We start from the raw sequence: 22,307 nt of genomic DNA, 5'->3' as shown, positions 1-22,307 counted from the left end.
CCAAAACCGCGGATGAATCGCGTGAACATCGCCCGATATCTCTTCCTGTTCATATTTGCGGCTCTTTGCACTTGCGAGCCGGCTCAGGCCGACAAGCGCGTCGCGCTCGTGATCGGCAATTCCGCTTACAAGAACGCGCCGCGGCTCGCGAACCCGGTGAACGACGCCGGACTCGTCGGCGGCATGCTCAGGAATGCGGGTTTCGATACGGTCGAGATCAAGCTGGACCTCAATGCCAGCGAAATGCGGCGATCGCTACGCGAGTTCGCGGCCAGGACGCGCGATGCCGACATGGCGGTGATCTATTATGCGGGCCACGGCATCGAGCTGGACGGCAGCAACTATCTCGTTCCGACCGATGCCATGCTGGAAACTGACGGCGACGTCCTCGACGAGACGATCGCACTCGATCGCGCGCTGTACGCGGTCGAGCCGGCCAAACAACTCCGTCTCGTCATCCTCGATGCCTGCCGCGACAATCCTTTCGCCAAGACGATGAAGCGCACTTTGGCCTCGCGCGCGATTGGTGGCGGGCTTGCCAAGGTCGAGCCGACCAGTCCGAACACGATGATCGCGTTTGCGGCCAAGGCAGGGTCGACCGCGTCTGATGGCGACTCCCGCAACAGCCCGTTCGCGGTCGCGCTGACCGATCATCTGCCGAAGCCCGGGCTCGACCTGCGCAAGGCGTTCGGGTTTGTCCGAGACGATGTCTTGAGGAAGACCGGCAACAAGCAGGAGCCGTATGTCTATGGCTCCCTGGGCGGCAGCGATGTGCCGCTGGTGCCGGCAAGGCCGGCCGCCGCAGCCGGTCCGCAGGCAAATCCGCAGGACAGTGTGCGCAAGGACTACGAGCTCGCCCTTCAGGCCGGCCTGCGTGAAGCCTGGGAAGCATTCCTCCAGACCTATCCGGACGGCTTTTACGCCAACCTCGCCCGCGTGCAGTTGAAGAAGATTGCCGCCGAGGAGGATCGCACGGCCGCGACCGAGAAGGCGCGTCTGGCCGAACAGGAGAAGGCGAGGCTCGCGACCGAACGCTCCCAGAAGGCCGAGCTGGAGAAAGCCGCCGCTGCTGCCAAAGCCGCGGAGGAGGCGAGGATCGCGGCCGAGAAGGCCAAGCAGATCGAGCAGGCCAAGGCGGAAGCGGCCGAACGAGATCGCAAGGCAGCGGAAGCTGCCGCGGCCAAGTCGCTGGCTGAGAAGCGGGCGCTCGACAAGGCGGCGGCCGAGGCCGCCGCGAAGCAGGCCGCGGACAAGCAGGCGGCTGATGCCGAAAGCAAGAAGGTCGCCGCGCTGTCGCCGCCGCCAAGCTCCCCGCCGCCCGGCGATCTCGCGAAATCGGTTCAGAGTGAACTGCGCCGCGTCGGCTGTCTTTCGGCCGCCCCGGACGGCGACTGGAACGCCGCAACGCAGCGCTCGCTGACGCTGTTCAACAAATATGCCGGCACTCAATTCGACGCGAAGTTCGCGAGCGTCGACGCGCTCGATGCGCTGAAGGCGAAGCCGGGACGCGTCTGCCCGCTGGTATGCAATTTCGGCTTCAAGGCCGATGGCGATCAATGCGCGAAGATCACCTGCCGCGCCGGCTATCACGTCGGTGACGAGAACGAGTGCGAGAAGGTGCCGGAGAAGAAGCCCGTCGCGACGCGCGAGGATTCCCGGAAGCAGGATGCCGAGCGCAAGCAGACCGAGGCTGCGCCATCAAAACCGCAGGCGTCGGGACAGATCATCTGCAACTCTGCCGGTTGTCGGCCGGTGCGGCCCGGATGCAAACTTGCGAGCGGGGTTACTTTTGGAAGGGGCAACGGCTCCCCAAATGGCGGCGGCGGCAACTACGAGACGTGCAATTGATTCCTGCCAAGTTAATCGGAGGGTAGCAAAGACGGGAAGCGCCGTGCCCACCATTTCCGGAGCGGGTCGCGGGTGGTGGGCACGCTTTCGCCTTCGCTCTTCGAGCTACGGCGGACAAGTCGCTTTGCCTACCCTACGGATCGCGAATGCGGCGCTAACCCGCCGGCATCCTTGTTTCGATCAGGCGCACCCAGAACGAGGCGCCGTGGCCGAGGATGTTGTCGTTGAAGACATAGGACGGGTGGTGGCATTCGTTGCCGTCGCCCATGCCGACCAGGACCATCGCGCCGGGACGCGCCTCCAGCATGAAGGAGAAATCCTCGGCGCCCATCATGGGAATGAACTTGTCGTTGACGCGCTCGGCACCGACGATGTCGCGGGCGACGTCGGCGGCAAGGCCGGCCTCGCGCGCATGGTTCATCGTCACCGGATACATGCGCGTGTACTTCGTCTCGGCCGAGCCGCCATAGGCGCGGGCGACGCTGTCGGCGACTTCGCCGATGCGGCGCTCGACCAGATCGCGCACCTCAGGGTCGAGCGTGCGCACGGTGCCGCCGAGCTCGGCGATCTCCGGAATAATGTTGAAGGCCGTGCCGGAGTGAAATTGCGTGATCGAGATGACGGCGGATTTCAGCGGATCGACATTGCGCGCGACGATCGATTGCAGCGCGTTGACGATCTGCGCGCCGATCAGCACGCTGTCGATCGACTTGTGCGGACCCGCGCCGGCGTGGCCGCCCTTGCCGTGGACCGTGATCTGGATGTTGTCGGAGGAGGCGAGCATCGCGCCGGGCGTGGTGGCGAAATGGCCTTCGGGCAGGCCCGGCATGTTGTGCATGCCATAGACCTCCTGGATGTTCCAGCGCGTCATCAGCCCGTCCTCGACCATCGCCTTGCCACCGCCGCCGCCTTCTTCCGCGGGCTGGAAGATCACCACGGCCGTGCCGTCGAAGTTGCGCGTCTCGGCGAGATATTTGGCGGCGCCGAGCAGCATGGCGGTGTGGCCGTCATGACCGCAGGCGTGCATCTTGCCGGGGACCTTGGAGGCATAGGCGACGCCCGACGTCTCCATGATCGGCAGCGCGTCCATGTCGGCGCGCAGGCCAATGGTCTTGCCGGAGGCGGATTTGCGGCCGCGGATCACACCGACGACGCCGGTGCGCCCGATGCCCGTCACCACCTCGTCGCAACCGAACTCGCGCAAGCGATCGGCGACGATGCCGGCAGTGCGGTGGACGTCGTATTGCAGTTCCGGGTTCTCGTGGAAGTCATGGCGCCAGGCGGCCATTTCGTCGGAGAGGGCGGCAACGCGGTTGACGATGGGCATGAGGAAGGTCCGCCTTGATTTGTAGCCCGGATGAGCGAAGCGAAATCCGGGATCTTTGTGGGAGAAGTCCCGGGTGTCGCTGCGCTCACCCGGGCCACCAATGACGCTCAGCTCTCGCCGAACACGCGCTTGAAGATCGTGTCGACGTGCTTGAAGTGATAGCCGAGGTCGAACTGCTCCTCGATCTCGGCGTCGGTGAGATACTTCTTCACGTCAGCGTCCTTCTTCAGGAGCTGGAGGAAGTCGCCTTCGCCGCGCCAGACCGGCATGGCGTTGCGCTGCACGAGCTTGTAGGCGTCCTCGCGGCTTGCGCCCTTCTGCGTCAGCGCCAGCAGAACGCGCTGCGAATGCACGAGGCCGCCGAGGCGGTCGAGGTTCTTCTGCATGTTGGCGGGGTACACCAGCAGCTTGTCGATCAGGCCGGCGAGGCGCACCAGCGCGAAGTCGAGCGTCACGGTCGCGTCGGGGCCCATCATGCGCTCGGCAGAGGAGTGAGAGATGTCGCGCTCGTGCCAGAGCACGACGTTCTCCAGCGCCGGCGTCACATAGGCGCGCACCATGCGCGACAGCCCGGTGAGGTTTTCCGAGAGCACCGGATTGCGCTTGTGCGGCATCGCGGACGAACCCTTCTGCCCTTCGGAGAAGAACTCCTCGGCTTCGAGCACTTCGGTGCGTTGCATGTGGCGGATCTCCACCGCGAAACGCTCGACCGAGGACGCGATCACGCCGAGCGTCGAGAAATACATCGCGTGGCGGTCGCGGGGGATCACCTGCGTCGAGATCGGCTCGGGTACGAGGCCCATGGCCTTGGCAACATGCTGTTCGACCCGCGGGTCGATCTGGGCAAAAGTGCCGACCGCGCCGGAGATGGCGCAGGTCGCGACTTCCTTCCGCGCCGCGATCAGGCGCTCCCTGGCGCGCGAGAATTCCGCATAGGCATAGGCGAGCTTGAGGCCGAAGGTCACGGGTTCGGCGTGGATGCCGTGGCTGCGGCCGATGGTTGGCGTCATCTTGTGCTCGAGGGCGCGCTTCTTCAGCGCCGCCAGCACCTTGTCGAGGTCGGCGAGCAGCAGGTCGGCGGCGCGGGTGAGCTGGACGTTGAGGCAGGTGTCGAGCACGTCGGAAGAGGTCATGCCCTGATGCACGAAGCGCGCTTCGGGGCCGACGATCTCGGCGAGGTGGGTGAGGAAGGCGATGACGTCGTGCTTGGTCTCGCGCTCGATCTCGTCGATGCGGGCGACGTCGAAAGTGGCGTCCTTGGCCTTGGCCCAGACCGTCTTGGCGGCCTCCTTGGGAATCGTGCCGAGCTCGGCAAGGGCGTCCGCCGCATGCGCCTCGATCTCGAACCAGATCTTGAACCGGGTCTGCGGCTCCCAGATCGAGGCCATTTCCGGGCGGGTATAGCGGGGGATCATTGGACTGCTCCAGGAAGGTGGGCGGGCGACCCAAAGGGCGACACCGGCCAGAATGTTTTTTACGCCGTGATCTAGCAGAGCGGGGAGGGCGAAACAAACGGCGCCGGCAAGGTAGCGGGGGATGATTGGGCTGGGCGAGGTTCATCGCCCCGGACGTGGCGGGCGACGGGCCAGCCCGGCGCCCCGGAGCTGCAGAAATTAACTGTCAATCACGAACCATTGACTGACAGATATTGAAATCTGTCAGCGAGACGTGTATATCCGTTCTCGGACGCTCCAATTGGGCGTCTGGCGGCATCCCGGGAGCCCGACGTCCCAAGCAAATGGGGGATTGAGGGCCGCAATTGAACAACGGGGACCGCCAATTGATTGGAGACTTACGACAATGACGACCGAAATCATCAATTTGACCGGGACGATTGGGCACTGGCTCAATTTACTGGTGGCGCGCCAAATCGCGGCGCAGGCTGCAAAACTGCCTCATTAGGGCGAGAGCTTTCCGAAACGACCGGCACGGGCGCTTCGGAAGCAGCTCCGTCGCCGGGTAACTGAGCCCTCAACGGGAACATGGTGCTGGCATGAACGAAGCCGTTATCTTGACGCCGGAGCGGATCCTCGAAGTCACCGAGGACGTGCTGCGGCGTTACGGACTCGCCAAGGCCACCGTGGTCGACGTCGCCCGCGCGCTTGATGTGAGCCACGGCAGCGTCTACCGCCATTTCCCGAGCAAGGCCTCGCTGCGCGAGGCTGTCGCCAAACGCTGGCTGGACCGCATCGACGCGCCCTTACGCCAACTCGCCGAAGAGCAGGGCCCGGCGCCGGCGCGGCTCGACCGCTGGCTGCGCACCCTGTTCGCCGCCAAGCGTTCGCGCGTGCTCGACGACCCCGAGATGTTCGAGACCTATCTGACTCTGGCGCGCGAGGCCTGTGCAGCCGTCAAGTGTCACAAGGACACCATGATCGACCAGATCGCGGCGATCCTGACCGACGGCGTGAAGCAGGGCGTGTTCGAGGTGGGCGACGTCAAGGCCACCGCACGCGCCATCTTCGATGCGACCGTCCGCTTCCACCATCCGGCCCACGCCGACGAGTGGAAGGACGCCGATCTTTCGGCGCGTGTCGATGCGACGCTGGCGCTGGTATTGCGCGGGCTGAAGGCGGCGTGAGGTTGCGGAGCCAACGCGTATCGCAGCTTGGCGCTTGATCCGCTCCTGCTCATGCCTTTGGCAGGATGACGGGCTTGGCCTCGACGATTCTCTCGTGACCACCATCCCATCATCCTGCTTGGCTGTGAGCCGTCAGATGACGAAGTCCGTTGGATGCAGGGCCGCCGTGTGCACGCCGTCCAACGTGATCGTATCGTTGGCGGTGAGGTGGATCACGGCATCGCCGGCGCTATTGTCGCCGATGAGGCTGGAGACGGCTGCCCAGTCTGCGAAGCCGTAGTCATGCAGGTTGATCAGGTCATGTTCGGTGGTGGTGCTGCCGACAGCCTGGTTGCCTTGATTGAAGTCGTTGATGATGTCCTGGCCGGAGCCCGTGTTGAAGACGAACGTGTCGTTGTTGGGCCCGCCCCACAGGAGATCATTGCCGGCGCCACCGTTGAGGGTATCCGTGCCTCCGGTGATCGAGCCGGGTGAGGAAGGAGCGTAGCTCATCGCATCGCCCGCCAGGCGATCGGGGCTCGATCCGCCGGTGAGGATGTCGTTCCCGCCGTGAGCATTGCCCGACATCGTGGGAGCGTCACCGTACAATGTCGTGCTGAAAGCAGCTCGCTCGCCATCGACGACGGCGGTGAGGATATCGTTCCCGCCCTGGGCATTGTCGGACATGGACGTTCCCGAATCCCCCGACAGGCTTCCTCCCCCGAGCTGGGCATCGCTGCTCGCCGCAAAGGTCAGGATGTCGTTTCCGCCAACCGCATTGTCGGTCATGGCGCCAATGGCATCGCCGCTGAGTGCGTCGCCGCCGCCATTTATCCCATAATCCGTCGCGCTCAGCGTATCATTTCCGCCGTGCGCATTGCCGCTCATGGCACCACCAGCGTCCCCGCTGAGCGACCCGAACGATCTCCAACCGGTCGACGCCGTCAGTGTGTCATTTCCGCCTCCCGCGTTGCCCGACATGTCGCCTTGGACATCGCCATAGAGATAAACATTGGTGTAGAGCGAGTTGTGGGCATCGACATTGAGGGTGTCGTTACCGCCCTGGCTGTTGTCCGCCATGGATTGGGCATCGCCAACGGCAACGGCACTATCCCAGCCGCCATCCACGCTCACCAGGAGACTGTCGTTTCCTCCGTGAGAATTGCCATGCATGGCCACCAGGTCTTCCCCAACGAGCGTCACGTTCGAGTTGAGACTCGATATGGCTGCCGTCAGCGCATCGTTTCCGCCCCAGTCATCGGTTGCCAACCCGGGATCTCCGAGCACGGTCATGGACTGCCCGAAGTCCGGCAGTGTGACTGCGATTGTGTCGTTTGGCAGTTGGTGCATGTCGCTTCACTCCGATTTCATTTCAGTCGCGGGGCCTGAAAGCAGCGGAGGTTCTTTGCGAGACGCGCTGTGGCCGCGCTTGACGTTGAATCTGCTCGGAGTTGATGGCGGAGATTTGCTTTGGGTTGGATTTCATTGCGACCGGAGGAACCTCGGCGCGGGGGTACGGAACTCGACCGACGTTAGAAATTCGTCAGCCCGCAAGCCGCTGCGAGCCGCACGAGCTGCGCATCCGTACGCGCGCCGGTCTTCGTCTTGATCAGATAGTGATAGTTCTGCACCGTCTTGACGCTCACGCTGGTATTGCGCGGGCTGAAGGCGTAGGCCAACTTCCTTCACGCGTTCCGAAGCCGTCACACCTGACGTGACCTGTCGCGGTTCTATCTCAGACCTTATGGGCAACGCCATTGCCGAGCGAGCGCGGATGATGAGTCTTTTTTCGCGCGCGTAGGGCGGCGTTGGCCGATGGCACGACCGACGGGCTTTCCGGATAGGTATTGACTTCGATTTCGACCACGTCCTTTGACCGCTTTCGAAGGCGGTAGAACGCAAGTTCCTGTTCGAGAATGGGGCAGTGGAATTGGATCGTCGCTGTGTCTGGCAGACGGCAGAGTTCATCGATGAGCTCGCCGACAGTGATGATCGGGGGATGATGGATGGCTTCGCGGATAGCCTTACTCATGGCGCAACTCCCTCACTCCGCTACTAACCACGGCGCGACGGCGTCAGTTCCAATTCTATCCGGCCACACGTGATCTAAAGGTGCGAGCCGCGCGCCAGCGCCCTAAAGCGCGGGTGCCAACCGCGAGCTGCGCAACCGCAATATGCCGAACGGGTCTTCACGCCCCGCGAGTTTGCGATAGGTCGCAAGGTCGTCAAGCGTCGGACCTTCCCCGCGTCTGACATTCACGCCCGCAACCGTTGCAACCGGAATCGACGTGCCGAGGCCTGCGTAGAGATAGTTGTCGCCGAACGCCGTCTTGAGCGCGGCAAAAGTCGGCTCACCGGTGCAATGTCCCGGGGCTACGCTGTCGACCTTGAATCTGTCCTTCAGGGCGGTAACGACTTTCGCGATAGCTTCGTCAGGTGCGACGACCAGATGAAATCCTCCCGCGATGAGATGAATCCTGGGATTGATACCCGTCGCCGCTTCGACGATGCGCTCGATCCCGGGGTGCGAGCAACCGACCAGAAGGACCAAGCCGTCGGTCGTGTTGACGGCCAAGGACAGCTCCTTGAGTTCTCTCGTCCCCGGTGCGTCGGAAATCAGCGAGATAAGTGTGATACCGGGAGCGATCTCGGTGGTCTGATCGATCAGTTCGAAGTTCGCGTGGGCCCATGCCGTGCCGAACTTCATCGTCGCGGGAGGTTTGCCGGCATAGTACCGCATCTCTGGCGGCAAGGCCTCGTCTTTGCGGTAGAAGCTGGACGGCAAGGACGAGCCGTAGATGCCAAATCCCTCCTTTGGCGCGTAGATCTTGACGGTTGGATTGATGCTCAGGAGGTAGGACAAGCCCGCCATGTGATCGGAGTGGCGGTGCGAAAGAACGACAAAGTCGAGGTCCGAGAGATCAACTCCCTTGGCCTTCACGTTCGCCGCGAATATTTCGGGATCGTTACCCGTATCGAACAGGATGCGTTTTCCCGCGATTTCGACAAGGGCGGAGAAACCCCAGTCCTTTGTCATCGCGTCATTGGTGCCGAAGGCGTCATAGAGAATGGTGATCTGGTCTTTCGCCTCAGCTGCCGCGCTTTCCGTAAGCCCGGTCGCGAAAACGCTGGAGGCGATCAGTGCTGCAAGAAGACTGTCCCTGATGTTCATGAAAGCGTCTCCTGTTGTCGTGCAAGACATACAACGGGAACGAGGGCGGCTTCGAGAGCCGTCCAAATTGGCTCCAGTCGAAAGATCGGAGCCGGACACACATCCACTGGCCGCTTGATGCTGGATGCCGTGCCTGTGGTGGAGCGTAGCACAATCTAAGAGAGACTTGGAGACCTTCGTTGGGGGTGGCCAGTCGGGACCAGATATTCTGGTCGCAGCGAACGGCACGCCGTCACCCTCTAGATCTTCGTCAGTCCGCAATTCGCCGCCAATCGTACGAGCTGCGCATCCGTGCGCGCGCCGGTCTTGGTCTTGATCAGATAGTGATAGTTCTGCACCGTCTTGACGCTGAGATTGAGATGCGTTGCGATCTGTTCGGTCGTGGCGCCGCCGGCGAATTGGCGCAGAATCTCGATCTCGCGTTCTCCCAGTTGATCCAGCGCAGAGCCCGCCGACAGGCTGTCCTCGGCCAGGATGTGCGCGATGTCGTCGCTCATGGCGCGTTCGCCGCGCGCCACGCTGCGGATCGCGGACACGACCGCGGACGGCTCGCTACTTTTGGTGACGAAGCCGCTGGCGCCGGCACTGAAGGCTGCCTTCACCAGCACGGCCTCGTTGTGCATGGTGAAAACGAGGATCCGCGCCCGCGGGCTGCGCGCGCGGATGTTGCGGATGGCTTCCAGCCCGCTCGCGCCGGGCATGGAGATATCCAGCAAGACCACATCGGGATCGCGCGCCTTGAAGGCGCTGTAGGCATCCGCGGCGTTGTCGGCTTCCGCCACGACATGCAGATCGCCCTGGCTCTCCAGCACGCGCCGATAGCCCTGCCGCACGATCGGATGGTCGTCGACCAACAGCACGGAGATGCCTGTTGCCATAATCTCGTTCATCCCGGCCTCACGCGGCGAGCGGGATGGTGGCGGCGATGCTGAGTCCGCCTCGGGCGGGCAGGATCGAGAATGATCCGCCGGCTCCTGCGACGCGCTCGCGGATGCCGGTGAGGCCGAAGCCCACCGACTGCGCAACGCGTGCCGCGTCGCCGCCGCCATCGTCATCGACACGGATCAGCAATGCATCGTCGTCGCCCGTGCGCCGCTCGACGTGCAGAGAAATCTCGCGTGCCGTGCCGTGGCGCAGCGCGTTGGTCAGGCATTCCTGCGCGACGCGATAGGCGGTGGTCGCGGCCGGGCCGCTGATGTCGGTGAGGTCGCCCCTGAGATCGAGCTGAATCGTCGGCCGCACCGAGCTCTGCGAGCGCCAGCTATCCACCAAATTCACGAGGCTCGCCTCCAGTCCAAGCTCGGCGGGCAGGGGATTGCGCAGGCGCTTCAGCGCGTCGCGCAGCGAGGCCATCAGATGATGCGTGGCCTGCGAGATCATCCGCGCGTCCTGCACGATGTCGTTGCGCTTGTCTGCCTTCGTGCTCGCCGTCTCGATGGTGTTGGCGAAGGCGAGGATGGCCGAGAGGTTTTGTCCGAACTCGTCGTGCAACTCGCGGGCGAGCGCGCGGCGTTCGTCGTCGCGGATCTCGATCAGGCGCCGCGTCAGCGCCGCGCGCTGTTCGGTCGCTTCCTCCAACCGGCCGCCGAGCTCGTCGACGGCGCTGCCGATCATCGCCAGCTCCATCGAGCGGAAGCGCGGCAGTTTCGTCCGATACTGACCGCGGGCCATGCGCTGCAAGGCGGTCACGATCGTGCGCGCCGGCGCCAGCGCATGCGCAATCGCGAGCGAAGCCAGGAGCGCGATCGCCGCCGCCATCAAAAGCGCCACGTCGATCACGTTGAGGATGTACTCCCAGGCGAGCGAGATGGCGGCCGCTTCATCCGGCGTCGCGACCACCGTTCCGGCGGTCGCCGCGCGGGGACTGACCGGCCGTATCACTTCGGCATGGCTGCCAAGGAAGGTCGGCACAATCGACGCGAACCAGCGCGGCGGCGCCTTGCCGAGCCCCTCACTCTGGCCGCAGAGCGGCTTTTCGAATGCGATGGCAGGTTGGAATTCGACGCAGACGCCAGGGGAGATCAGCTTCATCGTCTCCAGCGTGCGCCACTCCGGAACCGGCAGAAGCTGCTCGCGTGTTCTGCTGCTACGCAACAAGAATTCGTGCCAATACAGGGCCTGAAGCGCCTGGGCGACCCGCTGCGCCGAGGCCGCGGTGGCCCGGTCGACGCTGCGATAGGCGTCGAACGTGGCCCAGATGGTCGCCGCACCAAGGCAGAGCACGACGATGAGAAACAGACGGGCGACAAGCTGAAGCACAAGGCGCATGCGATCACCCCAAAGTTTGCTAAGGTCAGCCTAACAACGCCGCCGCGCCTTGCCAATTGCGGGGATCGGCAGGATGGCAGCTCGGGCAAATTTCCCAAGCCGGATTGGGCATGGCTCTTTGGACCGGGCGCGGCGGCTTTGATCTAATGGGCGGTATTCACGGCCAGGAGCGGTGCAGCATGAGTTCGATGACGATTGGGCCGATCGCGGGGCCTGCTGCCGACCCATCCGAGCGCAGTGCGCTCCTGTTCTGGATGATCTTCACCGGGCTTTCGATCTTCGCCGTCGTGCTGCTGTGGCGGTTCGGCCTGATCCGCCTGATGCTGACCTCGGACCGGACCTACATTTCCAGCTTGATCGCGCTGCTCTATGTCGTCACTTGCGGTCACTGCTTCCTGCGTACGCGGGCCATTGCCCGTGAGGGCGCGGCAGCCCGGCGCTGCCGCGCGGTGCTCGCGGCGCTCGAGGGCGGCAGGGCGCTCGAGGCCGGCGGCGCAGCCGCGCTGCCACGCGGGCTGGTGCGGGACCACATCGAGAGTCTCGTGACCAAGGCGGCGGCGCAGGACTACCGCCCCCTCGACCAGACGCTATTGCTGCGCACGCTCGCCGACCGGCTGCGCGGCTCCAACGGCTTCGGCGCCTTTGTCTCGGACACGCTGATGAAGCTCGGCCTGCTCGGCACCATCGTCGGCTTCATCATCATGCTGGCGCCGATCGCGGGGCTGGATGCCGCTGACAAGGTCGCGATGCGATCCTCGATGGGGTTGATGAGCGACGGCATGGCGGTCGCGATGTACACGACGCTGGCGGGTCTCGTCGGCTCGATTCTGGTCCGCATCCAGTATTACATGCTGGATGCCGCGACCCAGAAGGTGTTCTCGGATGCAGTGGTGCTGACCGAGACCTATGTGACGCCGGTGCTGGAGCGCAAGGGTTCTGGAATCAAGGGTGCTGGAATCGCGACATGATGGATGATTTCGGTCTCTATCCGCGCGAGGAGCCGTTCGATCCCTTGGGCGTGATGCTGTTCAAGGCGCTCCAGGTGATCGCTTTCCTGTTCTTCCTCGCGCTGCTCGCGGTCTCGCCGGACGCCAAGGACGGCAAGATCGATTCCAAGGCCGAGTTCATGATCACGCTGGACTGGCCGGACAGCCACCCCGACGATCTCGACCTGTTCGTGCAGGATCCCGCCGGCAACATCGCCTGGTATCGCCACCGCGAGGCCGGCTTCCTCACGCTCGATCGCGACGACCGGGGCGGAGCCAACGACTTCATCATGGTCAACGGCAAGAAGATTGCTTCGCCGATCCGCGAGGAGATCGTCACGGTGCGCGGCATCGTCGCCGGCGAATACACCGTCAATGTCTCACATTTCGTGGCCACCACCGGCGAGCCCGTGACGGCCAATGTGAAGGTGCAAAAACTCAATCCGACGGCGCAGGTGATCTTCGATAACAAGTTCACGGTCGATCACACCGGCGACGAGAAGACCGCGGTCCGGTTCCGGCTCGATGCCGAAGGCAAGGTCGTCAATGTGGACCAGCGGCCGAAATCGCTGCTGGAGACGTTCCGCAGCGGCTGGCGCAACGGCGCCGATCTCGACCCGAACACCGGTGTGAGCAAGAACGCTGTGAGAGTGCGCCGTGACTAGCTTGCAGACGGTCATCCTCACGCTATCGATAGCCTACGCCGTCATCGGCGCGCTGCTGCTGGTCGTGCTCGTCTATGCGCGGCTGCACTGGTCGGTCAAGGCCGTCGCGGTGGTCGTGACCAGCGCCTTCTATGTCGTCAGCTTCACGGAAATGCGCGGGCTGCTCGGCTGGGCCAGCGCCGACCGGCTGCCGGCCTCCTTCAAGCTGCTGAAGGCCCGCATCGTCGAGCCGCATTCGCTGGAGGGCGATCCCGGCTCGATCTATCTCTGGGTCGAGCAGCTCGACGAGGACAATCGGCCGAGCGGCATCCCGCGCGCCTTTCGTGTGCCCTACAATGACAGGCTGGCCGACAAGACCCACGCGGCGGAGAACGAGATCGCGCTGGGACATCCGCAAGGCGGCCGGGCCGCGGATTTCGGCGGCGGCGATGGCAGCCTCATCGACATGGTCAGGGAATATGTGACGCCCAAGACCATCATGGAGACGAGCGGAGGCGATTCCTCGACCGGCGAATTCCTGGCCCCTCCCGCCGGCGCGCAGGGCGCCGTGTTCACGCCGCTGCCGCCGCCCCGGATGCCGCCGAAGGACGAGCAATAGGCTCTTCACCATCGCAACAGGGCAGTGCTGGCAAACCGCGCGCCGCTGGCGCATGTTCTTGACCTCCCTCAATTTGGCCTTATCGGCTCCCAATAAGGTTCGAGGGTGGAGGGTGCGTGCTTCTCGCTGTCTTCTCGGATATCCACGGCAACCGGCAGGCGTTCGAGGCGTGCCTGAAAGTCGCGCGGGCGCGTGGCGCCGAGCGCTTCATCCTGCTTGGCGACTTCGTCGGCTATGGCGCCGATCCGGAATGGGTGGTGGATACCGCGATGGAGCTGGTCGCCCAGGGCGCCGTCGCCGTGCGCGGCAATCATGACCAGGCGGTGAATTCCTCGGCCGAGACCATGAATGCTGAGGCGCAAATCGCGATCGAATGGACCCGCGGCCGGCTCGACACCGCGCAGCGGCGGTTCCTGGCGGAATTGCCGATGCTGGTGGAGGACGGCGATCGCCTGTTCGTGCATTCGGAAGCCTCCAGCCCCCGAAGCTGGCACTATGTCCGATCGACCGCCGACGCCGCCAAAAGCCTGATCGCGACGCCAGCTCATGTCACGTTCTGCGGCCACATCCACCGCCCGGCGATCTATTCGATGTCGGTGACGGCGAAGATGTCGGGACTCGTGCCCAAGACCGACGTCTCCGTACCGCTGCTGCGCGGGCGGCAATGGCTTGCTGTGCTCGGCTCGGTCGGCCAGCCGCGCGATAGCGATCCATCCGCGGCTTTCGCGCTGTTCGACACGGTCTCGTGCCAGATCACCTATTGCCGCGCGCCCTACGACGTCGAGACGGCCGCGAACCGGATCCGTGAGAACGGCCTGCCGCATTGGCTCGCCGACCGGCTGTCGCAGGGGCGCTAGAGGCCGATGCCGAAACCCCTCGTCAAATCAGGCGCAGCGATCGACGGCTACACGATCGGCGAATGCGTCCATGCCGGCGGAATGGCGACGCTGTGGACCGTCACCCGTCCCGGCCTCGACGTGCCGCTGCTGATGAAAATTCCGCGGGTGTCGGAGGGCGAGGACCCTGCCGCGATCGTCTCCTTCGAGATGGAGATGATGATCCTGCCGCGGCTGGCCGGGCCGCACGTGCCCTCATGTTTCGGCACCGGCGATTTCGCCCACCAGGCCTATGTCGTGATCGAGCGCATCTCCGGGACCACGCTTTACAAGCGGTTGCCCGACCTGCCGCTGCCGTATGACGAGGCGCGGCAGCTCGTCGCCAGGATCGCGACGGGGCTCGCGGATTTGCACCGGCAGAACGTGATCCATCACGACATCAAGCCGAGCAGCATCATGTTCCGCGAGAGCGGCGAGGCGGTGCTGATCGACTATGGCCTGTCGCATCACAACCATCTGCCGGACCTGTTGCAGGAGGAATTCCGCCTTCCTTACGGCACCGCGCCCTATATGGCGCCGGAACGGCTGTCGGGGGTGCGCGACGATCCGCGCAGCGATCTGTTCTCGCTTGGCGTGCTGCTCTATTTCTTCACGACCGGCGAGCGGCCGTTCGGCGAGGGCGAGACGCTGCGTGCGATGCGGCGCCGGCTGTGGCGCGATCCGCACCCGCCGCGCGGCTTGCGCGCCGACTATCCGCCCTGGCTCCAGGAGGTGGCGCTGCGATGCCTCGAGATCGAGCCGGTGCGGCGCTATCCGACGGCGTCGCAACTCGCCTTCGATCTGACCCATCCGGACCAAATCAGGCTCACGATGCGCTCGGAGCGAATGAAGCGCGATCCGCTCAGCGTCGCATGGCGCCGCCGGTTCAACCAGGGTGTCATGGCGCCCCGCGCGAAATCGGATGTCGCAGCCCAAATCGCATCGAGCCCGATCGTTGCGGTCGCGCTCGATACGGCGGAAGGCGAGCCGGAGTTGAACGAGGCTCTGCGCATGACGACGGAACGCATTCTCGCCACGCTGCCGTCGGCGCGGCTCGCATGTCTCAACGTGCTGAAGCTCAACCGCATCGCGATTGACAGGACGCTGGATGAGCAGGGCTCCAACAAGCATATCGACCGGTTGGTGGCGCTCAGGCACTGGGCCACTCCGCTCAAGCTCGATGAGAGCCGGCTGTCGGCTCACGTGCTGGAAGCCGTCGATCCCGCGGCGGCCATCCTGGAGTTTTGCGAGGTCAACCACGTCGACCACGTCATCATCGGCGCGCGGCAGGGCTCGTTCCGGCGCACGCTGCTCGGCAGCGTCTCGGCCAAGGTGGCCTCGGAAGCGGCCTGCACCGTCACCGTGGTCCGGCCGCCGCGAATGGCTGCGGATGCGGGCGAGGAGGTCGGATAGGGCAGCGCTCTGGATCGTGGAGGTTCAGGCCGCGTGAGCGGTGTGGACGGAGCGCTTACGACGGATCGGCCAGGAGAATTGCGGGCCGGGCTCGCCGTGATCCGCGCTGCCGCCGAAGAACTGGATGATCTCGCGGCAGGGCTCGCAGTTGAACAGATTACGCGACGCGGATGCCTTGGTCATTTCCTTCAGGCAGTTCGGGCAATGCGGCTTCATGAGCTTGGTCCAGAAAAGAATTCATTGCCGGCGCGGTGACCGGAGCGGGTGATCCAGGCCCGTCTCGGGCCCGGTGTCGTCGCGCATCTCGCCTTCGGTGCGTTCGAGCCGACCGAAGAAGAAATCGAGGTCGGGATGTGGGCGCCGCGGGATGCGGCACCGACGCTTCGGCTGACGCTTCACGAGCGCGATCTGCATGGGGTCAGGCCCGATACCAGTCGCGACGGGCGATGCGGGTCGAGCGTACCGAGACCTTCACCGGTCCGGCCGATGGACCAAACACAACAAACGCACAAAAACCAAGCCACAACGCCACGCCAGTCCAAACCAGGGTCGTCGTCATGATGTGCTCCCGCGAAAACAGGCAAGAATCACTAGCGGTGATTTGCGCGAATCAGGGAAGCCCGGAGGAGTACGGATCAAGGTTGCAAATTTAGGCATTGCGCGCCGCAGCACCCGTAGAAGCCGCACGTCTGCGGAGCTGAGCGGGCCCTCAGATCGCCTCGCCGCGTGCACCCGCGGCGGCGTTGCGGATTGCGGCGATGTTGGTCTTGTAGGCGTCCTGCGTGCCGCCCCTGAACACGGACGTGCCGGCGACGAAGGCGTTGGCCCCGGCCGCGGCCAGGGGACCTGCGACGTCGGCGCCGACGCCGCCATCGACCTCGATGTCGATCGGGCGGCCCGCTGTCATTGCGCGGATGTCGCGGATCTTGCCGATCGCGGAGGGGATGAAGGCCTGGCCGCCGAAGCCGGGATTGACCGACATCACCAGCACGAGGTCGACCAGGTCCAGGACGTATTCGAGCGCGCTGATCGGCGTGCCCGGATTGAGCGAAACGCCGGCCTTCTTGCCGAGTGCGCGGATCGCCTGAAGCGAGCGGTGCAGATGAGGACCGGCCTCGGCATGCACGGTGATGTGGTCGCAGCCGGCTTTCGCGAAGGCCTCGAGATAGGGGTCGCAGGGCGAGATCATCAGATGCGCGTCGAAGATCTTCTTGGTGTGCGGACGCATCGCCTTGATGACGTCGGGGCCATACGAGATGTTGGGAACGAAGTGCCCGTCCATGACGTCGAGATGGATCCAGTCGGCTCCGGCGGCGTCCACGGCGCGCACCTCCTCGCCGAGCCTGGAGAAATCCGAAGCCAGGATCGAGGGCGCGATTGCCAGGGGGCGGGGAGCGAAGGCTTGGGTCATGGCGGTTTCCCGTGGCGGCCGTGAAAGATGGACTCGCCTAACATGGGCCTCTCAGCCGGGCAATGCAGGGGCGGCGTGCTTCCTGTGGGCGGAAATTTCTGCCGCGCCCGGCATGAATTGCCGGTGTTCCCGGCCGTGCAAAGTGCGGTGAAAGCGGATTTCATTGAGCTTTTTGCGCTGGCACGGCGCTTGCTGACTTCACCTGAACAGAACATTGGCCGCGGCATGCCGCATCGGTTGGAGTTGTGCAATGTTGTTCGCTCTTGGGGCCGTATCGAGCGCGCTCGACGCGATCCAGTCGCTGACAAATTCGAAATCGTCCACGTCGACGCAGAAGACGGGGTCCTCGCAAAAGCCTGCGACCAATCCGTTCGCGATCGACAGCGGCAGCAACAGCACGACCGGCGCGACCTCATCGGTCAATGCGGGCAAAACCCCGCAGATCTCGCCGGAGACGATGAACGCGCTGTTCGCCGCGCAGAGCCAATCCTCGGACAGCACCGGCAGCGCCGCCAGCTCGACCTCGTCGAGTTCGACGTCCTCGTCCTCGACGCGCCGCGACGCCGCCCTGAAGGATCTGTTCTCGCAGATCGATGGGGACGGCGACGGCAAGATCACCAAATCGGAATTCGAGAATGCGCTCGGTGCCGGCGGCACCAACCTCGCGCAGGCCGACGACGTTTTCTCGAAGCTGGATTCGAACACGGACGGCAGCGTCAGCCTCGATGAGATGTCGAAGGCGCTGAAGAGCGGCCATCGCGGCCACCATCACGCGCAAGGTGCGGGCGATGCGTCCGGCAGCGGCTCGGATTCCTCCTCGCAGGCCAAGGGCGGCTCGACCTCGACCTCGACGACCGGCGCCGACGGATCGACCACCACCACCGTCACCTACGCCGACGGCTTCAAGATGTCGACGACGGTCCCGGGCGCCTCCAGCTCTCGTAATTCGGCGTACGATCTGTTCGCGCAGTTGATGCAGCGGCAGGGCGGGCAGGGACAAGGCGCCTCAGCGACTGCAGGTTCATCGATGTCGATGAGCGTGTAACCCTGCTCACGGCTAGCCCGCATATTCGTGAGTGATGTCACGGTAGACATACCGATCGCGGATCTCTTGATTGAAGAACGTACCCTTCGAACGCACATCCTTGAACGCGGCGGCGACCTCGGGCGGAACGTCCGCGTAGACATAGAGGCGTCCGCTGACGAAAGTCACGGTCAGCTCACGCCTATCGGGGGCATAGCGGAAAAAGCGGATCACGGAAGACGGCATGGCTGTGCACCTTGTGCGCCAAGGTAACGCCGTGTCAGCCGTTTCGTTTCTATCCGAACCGATCCTTCCAGGCCGGCATCGCGCCGGCGAACGGCAGGGCCGTTGCGTTGTAGATGCCGCGGGCGATCGCGCGTGCGACCACGTTGGCGGCGACCGTGCCGAGCTCAGTAAGGCCGACCAGCGGCTCGATCGGCTTCTCGCCCGTTGCGGCGGCGAACAGCACGTCGCCGTCGGTCGGGGCGTGCACCGGATAGATCGCACGGGCGAAGCCGGTATGCGCGATCATCGCAAGCCGCTTGGCTTGGGCCTTGGTCAGCGTGGCATCGGTGACGACGAGGCCGATCGTGGTGTTCTCACGCGCGCTCGCGGCGGGTCCGCCCTTGATGCGCATCGCCAGCATGTCCGGCGTGAACGCGGACGGCAGGCCGCGCCCGCCGAACTCGCCGTTCTCCTCGAACGGCGCAGCCCAGAACCAAGGCCCTTCGCCAATGGTTGCGCTGCCGACCGCGTTGACGACCACGATCGCGGCGACCTTGATGCCATTGGCCAGGACCGCGGAGGCCGAGCCTAGTCCACCCTTGAAGGTCGCGGTGGTGGCACCGAGGCCGGCGCCGACGCTGCCCAGCGCGAAATCGTCGCCGGCGGCCAACGCTGCGGCGTAGCCGAGATCGCGATAGGGCGCGAAGCGTCCCCAGGCCTTGTCGCCACCGTTGAGCAGGTCGAAAACGATCGCGCCCGGCACGATCGGAATCACCGCTTCGCGAATCCGAAGGCCGCGGCCTTGTTCGGCGAGCCAGGCCTGGATGCCGCCGCCGGCGTCGATTCCAAAGGCGGAGCCGCCGGACAGCGCAATCGCGTCAACGCGATCGACGGTGCTGGCGAGGTCGAGCAACGCGTCTTCGCGCGTGCCGGGTCCGCCGCCGCGAACATCGATGGCCGCAACCGCGGGGGCGTCGAAGATGATTGCGGTCGTGCCAGTGGCGATTTTCGCATCCTCGGCATGGCCGACGCGGACGCCGGCGATATCGGTGAGAAGGTTTTTCAAGGCGGCTCCGCAGGCTGAAAGGCGCTCGCTTCAGCGATATCGCAGGGATGCCGCAGGCTCAACCCGCGAGCGCGGTCCGCAGCATCTTGGCGAGTTCGGACTTGCGGTAGGGCTTCGCCAGCAGCAGCACGCCGGAATCGAGCCGCCCGTGATGGACGATAGCGTTCTCGGTGTAGCCCGAGGTGAACAGCGTCTTCAGGTCGGGGCGGCGGCGAGCCGCCTCGTCGGCGAGCTGGCGGCCGTTCATGTTGCCGGGCATGATGACGTCCGTGAACAGCAGGTCGATGTTCTTGTCGGCGTCGATGATGACGAGGGCCTCGGCCGCGTTGGCGGCTTCGAGGGCGGTATAGCCGAGGCTCTTGATCTGAGTCACGACATATTGCCGTACCAGCGCGTCGTCCTCGACGATCAGGATCTTTTCGCGGCCGCCGGTGACGGGTGCGTTCTGGAGCGCCTCGAATTCGGTCTCCTGCACGCCGCTCGAGCGCGGCAGGTAGATCTTCACGCTCGTGCCGTGGCCTTCCTCGCTGTAGATCTTGATGTGTCCGCCGGACTGCTTGACGAAGCCGAACACCATGCTGAGCCCGAGGCCGGTGCCCTTGCCGACCTCCTTCGTGGTGAAGAAGGGATCGAACACCCGGTCCATCAACTCCGGCGGGATTCCGGAGCCGGTATCGCTGACGGCGATCATGACGTAATTGCCGGCCACCACGTCGGGATTCATGCTGGCATAGCCGTCGTCGAGGAAGATGTTGCGGGTCTCCAGCACCAGCGTGCCGCCGTCGGGCATGGCATCGCGCGCGTTCAGCGCGAGATTGAGGATCGCGGTGGAAAGCTGACCCGGGTCGATAAGTGCCGGCCACGCATCTTCGGTGAGCTGCGGCATGATGGTGATCTGCTCGCCAAGCGTGGGATGCAGGAGCTTTGCGGCCTCGAGCGTCAATGCGTTGACGTCGATTTCGCGCGGCTGGAGCGGCTGCTTGCGGGCGAAGGCGAGCAGATGCTTGGTCAGTTGCGCGCCGCGCTCGGCGGCGTCGTCGATCAGCTTGGTGATGGCGGCGAGCTCGGGACGGTCAGCGACCGCGTCCGCCAAAATTCCGATGGTGCCGGTGATGACGGTCAGCACATTGTTGAAGTCGTGCGCGACACCGCCGGTCAGTTGACCGATGGAATCCATCTTCTGGACGTGCCTGAACTGCGCCTCGGCTGCCTGCTTCTCGGTGAGGTCGCGGCCGATGAAGAAATGGCGCTTGACCGGCTCGGACCAGGTGCCCATCCAGTTCAGCGTGACCTCGTGACCGTCGTAATGGTAGTAGCGTGCCTCGAAGCTGCGCTTGACCGCGCCACGCCGCGCCGCGCGCATCTCGTCGCGCGTCTTCTGGAGGTCATCGGGATGAATGAACTCGGTGGCGCTGTGCCCGATCATGTCTTCCGGATTCAAGCCGAGAATGGTCTTCACGCTCGGGCTGACCTGGATGAAATTGCCAAAACCGTCGGTGACCAGGATCAGGTCCTGTGAGGTCTCGAAGATCCGCTCCCGCTCCTCGACCTCGCGGCGCAGTTTTTCTCGTGCCTGCTTCTCTTCCGTGATGTCGTGGGCGATCTTGGAGGCGCCGATGATCTCTCCGCTGGCTGTTTTGAGCGGAGAAACATTGAGGACGACATCGACGCGCCGGCCGTCCTTGCGGATGCGGACCGTCTCGTGCTGGGCGATCGTTTCGTTGCCGCCGACCCGGTTCAGGATACCCCTGACCTCGGCCTTGCGGTCCTCCGGCACGATGATGTCGATGGGCTGCCCGATGGCCTCCGCGGCGGCATAGCCGAACAGATGTTCGGCGGCCTTGTTCCAGCCCGTGATGACACCGTCGAGCGTCTTCGTGATGATGGCATCATTGGCGGATTCGACGACGGCGCCGTACAGGGCAAGGCGCTTGCCGTAGTAATCGCGATCCAATGCCGACTGCTGGCGCAGCCTGCCGACGAGGCCCAGCGTGTGCGCCTGGAGGCGGACATTTTCGATCAGGAGCACCGCAAGCACGAAGGTCGCCGCGCAAAGGCCGTAGACACGACCGGCGTAGAAGCCGAGATCGAAGCGCGCGACGTTGACGATCGCCGACAGCGCGATGTCGAACAGCCATGCGCACATCACCACCATGAGCCAGACATCGATGACCGAATGCGGACGGCGGAACCACAGCGAGACCAGCGCGGCGAAACTCAAGGACCAGACAAAGGACACCACGCCGATCATGATCTGCGTGTAACGGCCATCGCGCAGCAGGACCGGAAGCAGGTCGTGCTGGGCAATGACGGCCCAGGTCAAGACGATCATGACCGCGACGACGCCGACCACGCTGGCGTAGATCGCCTTGCTTGCCGAGCCCGCGATCCTGGCGCCGCCCTCGGCCTCCTTCAGCCAGGCATAGGCCAGCACACAGAGTGGGAAGCCGCCGTGCCAGATCATGTAGAGCCAGACCGTGGTCTGCTGGTTGGCCCCCAGCAACCCGGTCGGCGAAAAGAGTCCGGGGAAGGTGAGGGCGTGGACCACGGCGGCGGCGGCGGTGAACAGATAGCCGGCCGCGAGCACGAGCAGCGCGCGGGTCCTGAGCACCGCAAACTGCGACAACAGCAGGACCGCCGTCACGATGTCCGCGACGACGAGAGCGGATTGATAGCTCGCGACGAAGGCTGGCACAGGCAGCAGCGGGATACCTGCGAAGGGCACGGCCATTGCGAACAGGATCGAGGAGACGCCCACGATCGTCAATGCTGCGGTGCGGTCTTTCGGGGTCGCCGGCAGCGTCGAAAGGAATGTGTTCCGATCGGTCGGCGCGGACACGTGCAGCTCTCGCAGATCGGTCTTGAGCAT

The 22,307-nt window shown here is 64.5% G+C and carries 22 protein-coding genes and 1 pseudogene; 8 read left to right on the top strand and 15 right to left on the bottom strand.

The window, feature by feature from the left end; translation table 11 throughout:
- The first annotated feature begins 12 nt into the window (after nt 1–12).
- A complete protein-coding gene (locus AC0L3K_RS04380; RefSeq protein ID WP_246649439.1) occupies nt 13–1,848 on the top strand; it encodes a caspase family protein in 1,836 nt (611 codons plus the stop codon).
- Nucleotides 1,849–2,002: 154 nt separating this feature from the next.
- Here AC0L3K_RS04380 and AC0L3K_RS04375 read toward each other — a convergent pair whose 3' ends face one another.
- Together AC0L3K_RS04375 and purB are read right to left on the bottom strand one after the other, a co-directional pair.
- On the bottom strand, nt 2,003–3,175 hold the full coding sequence (locus AC0L3K_RS04375) for a M20 aminoacylase family protein (protein WP_354128086.1): 1,173 nt from the start codon (nt 3,173–3,175) through the stop codon (nt 2,003–2,005).
- 107 nt (nt 3,176–3,282) lie between these two features.
- The gene (purB, locus tag AC0L3K_RS04370; RefSeq protein WP_007602341.1) at nt 3,283–4,590 is read right to left on the bottom strand and encodes an adenylosuccinate lyase; all 1,308 of its coding nucleotides are present in this window, start codon (nt 4,588–4,590) and stop codon (nt 3,283–3,285) included.
- 578 nt (nt 4,591–5,168) lie between these two features.
- On the opposite strand from purB, the gene AC0L3K_RS04365 reads away from it, so the two are divergent.
- Entirely contained in the window at nt 5,169–5,756 is a 588-nt protein-coding gene (locus AC0L3K_RS04365; protein WP_007602348.1) for a TetR/AcrR family transcriptional regulator, read from the top strand.
- Nucleotides 5,757–5,888: 132 nt separating this feature from the next.
- Here the strand turns inward: AC0L3K_RS04365 and AC0L3K_RS04360 are convergent, their stop codons facing one another.
- The 6 genes and pseudogenes from AC0L3K_RS04360 to AC0L3K_RS04335 all read right to left on the bottom strand — a co-directional run bounded on the left by AC0L3K_RS04360 (nt 5,889) and on the right by AC0L3K_RS04335 (nt 11,175).
- Entirely contained in the window at nt 5,889–7,085 is a 1,197-nt protein-coding gene (locus AC0L3K_RS04360; protein ID WP_219684968.1) for a calcium-binding protein, read from the bottom strand.
- Between the two features lie 182 nt (nt 7,086–7,267).
- Nucleotides 7,268–7,384, bottom strand: a pseudogene (locus AC0L3K_RS04355) (DNA-binding response regulator); the annotation flags it as partial.
- A gap of 86 nt (nt 7,385–7,470) precedes the next feature.
- On the bottom strand, nt 7,471–7,767 hold the full coding sequence (locus tag AC0L3K_RS04350) for a hypothetical protein (RefSeq protein ID WP_007602351.1): 297 nt from the start codon (nt 7,765–7,767) through the stop codon (nt 7,471–7,473).
- A gap of 102 nt (nt 7,768–7,869) precedes the next feature.
- The gene (locus AC0L3K_RS04345; protein ID WP_007602353.1) at nt 7,870–8,907 is read right to left on the bottom strand and encodes an MBL fold metallo-hydrolase; all 1,038 of its coding nucleotides are present in this window, start codon (nt 8,905–8,907) and stop codon (nt 7,870–7,872) included.
- Between the two features lie 239 nt (nt 8,908–9,146).
- Nucleotides 9,147–9,797, bottom strand: a complete 651-nt coding sequence (locus AC0L3K_RS04340) for a response regulator (protein WP_007602355.1) — start codon at nt 9,795–9,797, stop codon at nt 9,147–9,149.
- A gap of 7 nt (nt 9,798–9,804) precedes the next feature.
- On the bottom strand, nt 9,805–11,175 hold the full coding sequence (locus AC0L3K_RS04335) for a sensor histidine kinase (protein WP_354128087.1): 1,371 nt from the start codon (nt 11,173–11,175) through the stop codon (nt 9,805–9,807).
- Nucleotides 11,176–11,354: 179 nt separating this feature from the next.
- Between AC0L3K_RS04335 and AC0L3K_RS04330 the strand changes: the two genes are divergently transcribed.
- The 5 genes from AC0L3K_RS04330 (at nt 11,355) to AC0L3K_RS04310 (ending at nt 15,712) form a co-directional block, all read left to right on the top strand.
- Nucleotides 11,355–12,143 (top strand): MotA/TolQ/ExbB proton channel family protein, encoded by a 789-nt coding sequence (locus tag AC0L3K_RS04330; RefSeq protein ID WP_473255764.1) that lies wholly within the window; start codon nt 11,355–11,357, stop codon nt 12,141–12,143.
- Entirely contained in the window at nt 12,140–12,826 is a 687-nt protein-coding gene (locus AC0L3K_RS04325; protein WP_354128088.1) for a hypothetical protein, read from the top strand. The genes AC0L3K_RS04330 and AC0L3K_RS04325 overlap by 4 nt, the downstream gene beginning before the upstream one ends.
- The gene (locus tag AC0L3K_RS04320; protein WP_354128089.1) at nt 12,819–13,424 is read left to right on the top strand and encodes a hypothetical protein; all 606 of its coding nucleotides are present in this window, start codon (nt 12,819–12,821) and stop codon (nt 13,422–13,424) included. The genes AC0L3K_RS04325 and AC0L3K_RS04320 overlap by 8 nt, the downstream gene beginning before the upstream one ends.
- 116 nt (nt 13,425–13,540) lie before the next feature.
- Nucleotides 13,541–14,281, top strand: coding sequence for a metallophosphoesterase family protein (locus tag AC0L3K_RS04315; protein ID WP_354128090.1), 741 nt, complete (start codon nt 13,541–13,543; stop codon nt 14,279–14,281).
- A 6-nt stretch (nt 14,282–14,287) separates the two neighbouring features.
- Nucleotides 14,288–15,712, top strand: a complete 1,425-nt coding sequence (locus AC0L3K_RS04310; RefSeq protein WP_219684963.1) for a bifunctional serine/threonine-protein kinase/universal stress protein — start codon at nt 14,288–14,290, stop codon at nt 15,710–15,712.
- A gap of 24 nt (nt 15,713–15,736) precedes the next feature.
- Here AC0L3K_RS04310 and AC0L3K_RS04305 read toward each other — a convergent pair whose 3' ends face one another.
- From AC0L3K_RS04305 to rpe, 4 genes are all read right to left on the bottom strand, one after another.
- Nucleotides 15,737–15,928 (bottom strand): hypothetical protein, encoded by a 192-nt coding sequence (locus AC0L3K_RS04305; RefSeq protein WP_007602380.1) that lies wholly within the window; start codon nt 15,926–15,928, stop codon nt 15,737–15,739.
- 21 nt (nt 15,929–15,949) lie between these two features.
- On the bottom strand, nt 15,950–16,126 hold the full coding sequence (locus AC0L3K_RS04300) for a hypothetical protein (RefSeq protein ID WP_219684962.1): 177 nt from the start codon (nt 16,124–16,126) through the stop codon (nt 15,950–15,952).
- A 4-nt stretch (nt 16,127–16,130) separates the two neighbouring features.
- A complete protein-coding gene (locus AC0L3K_RS04295) occupies nt 16,131–16,271 on the bottom strand; it encodes a hypothetical protein (RefSeq protein ID WP_354128091.1) in 141 nt (46 codons plus the stop codon).
- A 150-nt stretch (nt 16,272–16,421) separates the two neighbouring features.
- Entirely contained in the window at nt 16,422–17,123 is a 702-nt protein-coding gene (rpe, locus tag AC0L3K_RS04290) for a ribulose-phosphate 3-epimerase (protein WP_354128092.1), read from the bottom strand.
- 250 nt (nt 17,124–17,373) lie between these two features.
- Here rpe and AC0L3K_RS04285 point away from each other — a divergent pair, with 250 nt between their 5' ends.
- On the top strand, nt 17,374–18,168 hold the full coding sequence (locus AC0L3K_RS04285; protein WP_354128093.1) for an EF-hand domain-containing protein: 795 nt from the start codon (nt 17,374–17,376) through the stop codon (nt 18,166–18,168).
- 12 nt (nt 18,169–18,180) lie between these two features.
- Here AC0L3K_RS04285 and AC0L3K_RS04280 read toward each other — a convergent pair whose 3' ends face one another.
- From AC0L3K_RS04280 to AC0L3K_RS04270, 3 genes are read right to left on the bottom strand one after another with little or no spacing between them, the layout of a single operon-like run.
- Nucleotides 18,181–18,393: a KTSC domain-containing protein gene (locus tag AC0L3K_RS04280; RefSeq protein WP_354128094.1), complete on the bottom strand. Its 213-nt coding sequence runs from the start codon at nt 18,391–18,393 to the stop codon at nt 18,181–18,183.
- A gap of 49 nt (nt 18,394–18,442) precedes the next feature.
- Nucleotides 18,443–19,438, bottom strand: coding sequence for a P1 family peptidase (locus tag AC0L3K_RS04275; protein ID WP_354128095.1), 996 nt, complete (start codon nt 19,436–19,438; stop codon nt 18,443–18,445).
- A gap of 58 nt (nt 19,439–19,496) precedes the next feature.
- The gene (locus AC0L3K_RS04270; RefSeq protein ID WP_007602391.1) at nt 19,497–22,307 is read right to left on the bottom strand and encodes a PAS domain S-box protein; all 2,811 of its coding nucleotides are present in this window, start codon (nt 22,305–22,307) and stop codon (nt 19,497–19,499) included.

This window comes from Bradyrhizobium sp. MI1.10, from assembly GCF_055811035.1.
Note: the sequence above shows the minus strand (reverse complement) of the source record. Positions and strands in the feature narration are given on the sequence as shown.